This window comes from Microvirga massiliensis (assembly GCF_001006805.1).
Taxonomy (GTDB): domain Bacteria; phylum Pseudomonadota; class Alphaproteobacteria; order Rhizobiales; family Beijerinckiaceae; genus Microvirga; species Microvirga massiliensis.
The window spans coordinates 184,929-191,153 of sequence record NZ_LN811351.1 but is presented as its reverse complement, the minus strand read 5'-3'; the positions used below and the strand labels follow the sequence as shown (position 1 = coordinate 191,153).

The window sequence follows — 6,225 nt, the reverse complement described above, 5'->3', positions numbered from 1 at the left end:
AGAGAAGTCGGCAGCGCTCGCCCGGTTCCCCAAACCTGCCAAAGTAGTGCTAGGGTGCTTCCCGAATAGGCTGCAGTCTCACAAGAAATCGACCGATGTTCCAGAAGACGATTCTCCACACATTGCTTGCCACGGTCGTGATGGGAACCCTGGCCTTGGGTTACCAGGCTTCGTCGCAAGCCGACCGAATGGCAGATGCGATCAGCGCTCTCACGCATCTCACGGGTCATGGCGACCACGACAGAGACGATGATTGAGGGTGAGCCACGCCATGGCCGTGCAACAGCCCCTTCGGGATCGGAAAGGCCCGGGTAGCCGCAAGCCGAACTCTCGCGAGATCGCTTTTCTGCTCACGTTTCACGCCATCCTCTCGGGTGCCTTCGTCATCAGTTATCTGACCGGTGACGAGGACACGTACGGGATGCACGTGTTCACGGGCTACACGGTCCTCGGTGCGCTCGGCTTGCGTCTTCTGATCGGCATGCTCATGCCGGCCGGAAGCCCGTTACGGCTCCCTCGTCCGTCGCCGGAATGGACACGGGATCATCTGGGGCGGATTCTGACCGGCGATGCAGCGGCGCGCAGCGAACGCAGCCCGCTGCATGCCTGGATGGCGGTCGGCCTGCTGGTTGGAGTTACTCTGGCGGCCCTCACGGGAGTCGCAGCCGATTTCCGTCCACGGCTCGATGATCTTCACGAGGTTCTCGCCAATTTGGCCCTGTTCATCGTCTTCGCTCATATCGCGCTCGTTCTGAGCCTGCACGGGCTGAAGCGCTGGGCTCATCGAGTCCCAGCGAAAGGTCCGCTGACGGATGGTCCCCTCTCGGCTGCATCCAAAGAAATCCGGTGATACGCCCCATGGCGCTGGGAGCCATCCTCGTCGCTGGCATCGGTCTTGCACTTGCTGCAGACCCGGCTCGGACCAGGATTCTCGAGAATTACGCAGCCGAAGCCCGGAAGGACTCGCCGGGCTTCTCGCATTTGTGCCAATCTCAGCTCGCACGCGGGACGGGGCGACGAACCCGTCCTCCGCATTGTCGAGCAGCGATGGTGGATGCGCGAGCACCGCAAGGTCAGCCCGGCCCAATGGAATAAACCGCAGGTCAAAACCAAGTCGAACTCTCCGGACTGTCAGCTTGGCGCCGAGCAGGGAAGCTATGAGGATGAAGACGACGAGTCGTGACGACCTGCAGCGTTGATTGCTCCAGCGAACCCCGAACCGCCCCCGCTTCTCCTTTTGATTGAGGGGCAACTCGTTGACAACGGTTAACCTTGACGTAGGGTAACCTCCTCGAGAAGAAGCACGAGGGGCGCTCGATCATGCCGAGGAAACTTGTCCTGGCTGCCATTGTATTCGCGACAGCCCTTTTCATGGGAGCGCTTGCTCCTGTTTTCCCGGGCATTTCAATCGAAGCGGCGCAAGCGAAGGACTTTTACACGCGTAAGCGCGCCAACGGGCAGTGGGTCACTGGGAAGTTCTACTATAGGGATCGAAAGTCGGCCTATGATGTAGCGGGCGAGCAGGACGAGCCTCCTGTCCCGCCGATACGACCCGTGGCAACCGCAGCCTCGGAAACGATGGTTTCCGACGCGAAGACAGCCGCGGTTCCGGAAAAGGCGGACTTCTACAGGGCGGCAGCCGCAGCTCCGGAAACCCCAGTTTCCTACATGGACCGGCTCAGGGTCGCTCTCGAGGCCCGTGCGCGACAGATGCAGCCACCCGTGCCAGTCATTCCCGAGACGATCGTTATCGACAGCGTGAGCGGCATCAAGACCACTTTCTTTTCAGACGGCTCGATCCGGGAAGAGCTTCTCGAGCCCACAAAAACCGGTTCGGTGATTCCGGCCTTCTGAAGCATTGTCCGCATGGTCGAGTCGGGGTCGCAAGAACCCGAACCCGCCGTGATCATGGCCTTCCTGGACCTCTGAGAGGGGTTGCGGCCCGTTGTGAACTCCTGCGGATGAGGACAGTGCCGTGCCGCGAGACGCTACTGCGAACAGGACCGGATTGCATCTGGCCTCGACGGGGCATCATCAACTATCTCCGAGCCCCGAACGCTGAGCGTTCGCCCGCTCGCAAGGGGCCTCAATCAGCCGAACCGCACACAAGCCTGTCCGACCCGTGCAGGAAGTAACTTGCCCACGGGACCATGCCTCCGCAGGTGCAATAAAGACCGAAGGAGCCGATAGTTCGAGGCTCTGAACCCAGCTGGCTCCTCGAAAGCATGCGCGATGAAAGCGACAGGTCCCGAGGGAAGACCGCACGACGGTGAGGGACCGCGGCTCGAGCTCGGCGATCCGGGCCTCGCGACGCCGCTCGATATCCACGATTTGTGGCAGTGGATGGTCTACACGCTCGCCCATATGAGCCTTGCGGAGACCGTCGCCCTGTCGGCCATCATCGCCGCCGCATTTGCGCTTCTGTGGCTTCCGCGCAGATAGCGCCCCGGCATCGCGATGACACACCCTACCTGTCGGGTGCGAGACCGGTGCTCGCCCTCGGACCGCTTGGAAACTCTCCTTCAGCGTGGGCATGCGATAGCCGACCCCGTTGGACCAGGGTCGGCCTTGTTCTTGGTTCCCTTACGTCTTCACCGGCGGATCGCCTGGAAACGCTCGGTCGCGCTCACCTTCGATCTCGCACCATAGCGAGACCGACGGGCAAGCCCCAGGCTCACGCTTGCTCGTAAGCCCGTTCTTCGGCCGACGACCGGCGGCTCAGGACGAAGCCCAGACCCACGACGAAAGCCGCGCATACGGCTGCCACGGGCATCTCGACCTGGTGCACGAAGGCATCGCCCAGTGTCTGGACCAGCCAGGGATCGGAGATGAGCATCTCGCCGGCGACCCAGCCGAGGAGCGCTGCGCCCGCCCAGACCAGGATCGGGAAGCGGGCCAGCAGAGCCATGATGAGAGCGGCGCCCGCAATGATCAGCGGGATCGAAATCCCGAGACCGAGGATCAGCAGGGGGGTCGAGTCCTTGGCGACGGCCGCGATGGCCAGGACATTGTCGAGGCTCATGACGGCGTCCGCGATCGCGACGGTGCGGACCGCGTGCCATAGGCGGTCCGTCTCCTTGACTTCCCCGCCATGGTCGTCCTCGCCGAGGACCAGCTTGACCGCAATCCAGAGCAGCAGGCATCCGCCGAGGATCTTGAGGAAGGGGGTCGAGAGGAGGGTCGCGACCAGGACTGTGAAGACGATCCGGAGCGCGACGGCCACGAAGGCGCCGAGGACCATGCCAGCCCGCTGCTTGTTCTGCGGCAGGCCGCGGCAGGCCATGGCGATGACGACGGCATTGTCGCCGGACAGGATGATGTTGATCCAGATGATCTGGACGAGCTTGAGGATGTCGGGACCGAAGCTTTCCATTGGACTGACTGCCAGGATTTTGCGGACTCGCCGGTGCGGACGAGAACACGGGAAGAAGAGGCGTGATTCTCCGCCTTGGCCCGAATCCATGCGATGAGGACAGGCAGGCTGCAGAGGGGCCTCCGCAATGCGGAAGCGCTTGTCACGCGTTGGAAATCCGTTCGTGGCGACCCGCGGCAGGGGCGTGAACGGGATCCGGGCGGTCAGACGGTCGGTGGGCCGGTTGCGTGATGGGCGCAGGATCGGTCTGCGGGCAGAATCCAGCCGGATGCGGCAGGCACCGCACTCCCATGAAGATTCTGGCCCCAGCAGCTAAGGGTCGCGAGGAGCGGTGGGTGATCCTCGTCGAATTCTTCCTCAAAGTCCTCGGCTGACCATAAGCTGGAGCGGAGGACGTTCAGACTTCCATCCTGCCCGTTACCAGCGGCAGCGAGCTTAGTAATTCCTGCCGAAGCGTGCCCCTCGGGCAGACCGCAGAAGTCCGGGACCGCTGTCGCGAGGAGCGCGAGCAGAGCCAGGAAGAATCGTGCGATCTCGAAACGAGGGCGCGGCTGTCGCAGAGCACACTCCTGGATCTTACGCGCAGCTTCTCGCTATGGTGAGAGCAACGGCGGATGTCAATTCTGGTCGACCATATACCATAACGAAGTTCGGCGATACTGAAATCGAAAGCCAACGGGCGGCTTCGGCCACATGAATCGAGAGTGGATGGTGGAGGCAACAAAGCTCTTGAGAGCCACCGAGATGCACAGGTCGCTCGGTGGAGGTGGGCGCTTTCGGGCCATTCTGCCCGACTCGTTCACGGCCGAGCGTTAGCGGGAACCCTTCCAAGCCACGCCTCAGGCGATACGCCTCGCATGAGGCAGCACTGGCCAGGAGCGGGTGGGCTCACCTCGGTGACTACGCAAGTCGGCCGAGGGCTCATTCGATGAAGGTGCTCGACCTGAAGCGCCGGAATCAAATTCCCGGCGTTGCCGGTGCTCTTCAAATCACGGGACAACTTGCAGGTCTCGTGTCCTGCACAACTGCTCCGCTCAGGCCATTCCCAAGGCCTGCATGTAGAGCTCGAGAATCGCCTCTTGCTCCTGCCGCTCGGCATGATCCTGCTTCCGGATCCGCAAGATGGCCCGGACCGCCTTGGCGTCGAAGCCACGGCCCTTCAGCTCGGCGAACACCTCCTTGATGTCGCCCTGGATCCCGGATTTCTCCTCTTCGAGGCGCTCGATCCGCTCGATGAACTGCTTCAGCTCGTCGGCTGCAACACTGCTCGTATCGATCTCACTTGGCATCGCGTGCTGATTCATAACTCTGATCCTGATCCGTGCCCGCGGAAGCTTGCGCGAGCGCATCCCTGCCTGAGATGGCGCGTGCCCATCAAACCCTTAATTGATTACCAGAATCTGGAGAAAGCGAGCGATCCGCGGCCGCTTCGCCGCGTTTCCGCAGGGGCCTCTTCGACATCGCCCGTGATGCTCGCCATCTCCCGTCCGGGATCCTCGATGCAGTTCCCGAGCCGGTCGCCGGTATCATTCATGGCGAAAGGAGCCCTTGGTGCAGTTCAGGAATCATGCGTCACCGGCGCGGCCAAGCTCGACCGCGCCAGTGACGGACGGCTTTAATGTGAGGGCCGCGACTTCTCAAACGCCGCCTGCTGCGACGGATTGGCTTCCTGTTGATGCTTCGCCTTCCACTCCTCATAGGGCATTCCGTAGACGAGTTCCCGGGCCTCTTCCTTCGTGAGGTCCAGTTTCCGCTCGTCCGCCGCGTCTTTCATCCAGTTCGAGAGGCAATTGCGGCAGAAGCCCGCCAGATTCATGAGATCGATGTTCTGCACGTCGGTGCGCTCGCGCAGATGCTGGACGAGCCGGCGGAAGGCCGCGGCCTCGAGTTCAGTCCGGGTCGCTGGATCAAGATTCTTCATGGGTCGACATCCTGAATGGGTGGGGTGAGTGCCTGACCGGTCGGGCGGCGTATCCTCTCGCGGACACGAGAATGATGCCGAACGGGGCGTCGCAACTCTGGATCCTGGAGCAGAGGACCGAGAAGCCGCGCGAAGCGGTCGGCCCATTCGTCTGCGCCGGCCTCGCTCGAGATGAGGTCCTGCCGGATCTCGATCAAGGCGTTGGCGAGGCCGCGAATGGTCGCGTGGCGATCGACCGTGTCGCCCGCGAGGGCTCCGTCATAGGGCTCGTTGTCGCCGATCATGAGTCCGTCCTCCTCCCGCAACTCGGCGATGAGAGGCTTGGCGAACCGGTCATCCCCGTCCCAGAGAATTCCGGCGTGCCAGGGGCGCGGCCAGCCTCTCCAGACGGGCGTGAAGCTGTGGACCGTGACGATGGCGGGCGGGTGACCGGCCGCGAGGGCCCATTCGATATGAGCCGCAATCGCCACATCGTAGGGATCATAAAAGCGGCGCAGGCGATGTTCCACTTCCGCGACATCGACCTTCGCGTTGCCGGGCACGATGGCGCCGTCCGAAAGCTTCATGACGAGCGTCGGGTCGTCGCGCCCCCGGTTCGGGTCGATGACCAGCCGCGAGAAGTGCGTCAGGATTGCGGGCGCGCCGAGGCGCCGCGCGAGTCTGCGGGTCACCGCAGCCGCGCCGATGTCGTAGGCGATGTGGCGGGAGAACTCGGCCTCCGGAAGCCCGAGGCGCCCGTATTCGGGCGGAACCTCGTTCGAGGCGTGATCGCAGAGTATCAGCGCGCCCGATTCGACACGCCCGGGAATCGATTCCACGGGCCATGGATCCGGCGATTCAGGGGTCGGCAACGCGACGGCAGCGGTCATGAGGGGTGATGGAGAGCAAGGTTGCTGACAGCAGGGTTAACCTGCCATAGGTGGTCGCCGCA

Annotated in this window: 9 protein-coding genes; 5 read left to right on the top strand and 4 right to left on the bottom strand. The window is 63.0% G+C overall.

The annotated features are described in order from the left end of the window. Window positions 1-95 precede the first annotated feature (95 nt). From BN1233_RS46635 to BN1233_RS06035, 5 genes are all read left to right on the top strand, one after another. Window positions 96-257, top strand: coding sequence for a hypothetical protein (locus BN1233_RS46635; protein ID WP_154678252.1), 162 nt, complete (start codon window positions 96-98; stop codon window positions 255-257). Window positions 258-271: 14 nt separating this feature from the next. Next, window positions 272-850, top strand: a complete 579-nt coding sequence (locus BN1233_RS06050; RefSeq protein WP_048709427.1) for a cytochrome b/b6 domain-containing protein — start codon at window positions 272-274, stop codon at window positions 848-850. A gap of 45 nt (window positions 851-895) precedes the next feature. Further along, window positions 896-1,183 carry a hypothetical protein gene (locus BN1233_RS50470; RefSeq protein ID WP_342341638.1) on the top strand — a complete coding sequence of 96 codons (288 nt, stop codon included), beginning with the start codon at window positions 896-898 and terminating at the stop codon, window positions 1,181-1,183. A 137-nt stretch (window positions 1,184-1,320) separates the two neighbouring features. Continuing rightward, the gene (locus BN1233_RS06040; RefSeq protein WP_046862653.1) at window positions 1,321-1,854 is read left to right on the top strand and encodes a hypothetical protein; all 534 of its coding nucleotides are present in this window, start codon (window positions 1,321-1,323) and stop codon (window positions 1,852-1,854) included. Between the two features lie 378 nt (window positions 1,855-2,232). Then, window positions 2,233-2,442: a hypothetical protein gene (locus BN1233_RS06035; RefSeq protein WP_046862652.1), complete on the top strand. Its 210-nt coding sequence runs from the start codon at window positions 2,233-2,235 to the stop codon at window positions 2,440-2,442. Between the two features lie 232 nt (window positions 2,443-2,674). On the opposite strand, the gene BN1233_RS06030 is transcribed toward BN1233_RS06035, so the two are convergent. The 4 genes from BN1233_RS06030 to BN1233_RS06015 all read right to left on the bottom strand — a co-directional run bounded on the left by BN1233_RS06030 (window position 2,675) and on the right by BN1233_RS06015 (window position 6,163). Beyond that, a complete protein-coding gene (locus tag BN1233_RS06030; protein ID WP_046862651.1) occupies window positions 2,675-3,373 on the bottom strand; it encodes a TerC family protein in 699 nt (232 codons plus the stop codon). A 1,034-nt stretch (window positions 3,374-4,407) separates the two neighbouring features. Next, window positions 4,408-4,677 carry a DUF2312 domain-containing protein gene (locus BN1233_RS06025; RefSeq protein ID WP_046862650.1) on the bottom strand — a complete coding sequence of 90 codons (270 nt, stop codon included), beginning with the start codon at window positions 4,675-4,677 and terminating at the stop codon, window positions 4,408-4,410. Between the two features lie 311 nt (window positions 4,678-4,988). Next, on the bottom strand, window positions 4,989-5,294 hold the full coding sequence (locus BN1233_RS06020) for a DUF1244 domain-containing protein (RefSeq protein ID WP_046862649.1): 306 nt from the start codon (window positions 5,292-5,294) through the stop codon (window positions 4,989-4,991). Continuing rightward, window positions 5,291-6,163, bottom strand: coding sequence for an N-formylglutamate amidohydrolase (locus BN1233_RS06015; RefSeq protein WP_046862648.1), 873 nt, complete (start codon window positions 6,161-6,163; stop codon window positions 5,291-5,293). The genes BN1233_RS06020 and BN1233_RS06015 overlap by 4 nt, the downstream gene beginning before the upstream one ends. Between the last annotated feature and the right edge of the window lie 62 nt (window positions 6,164-6,225).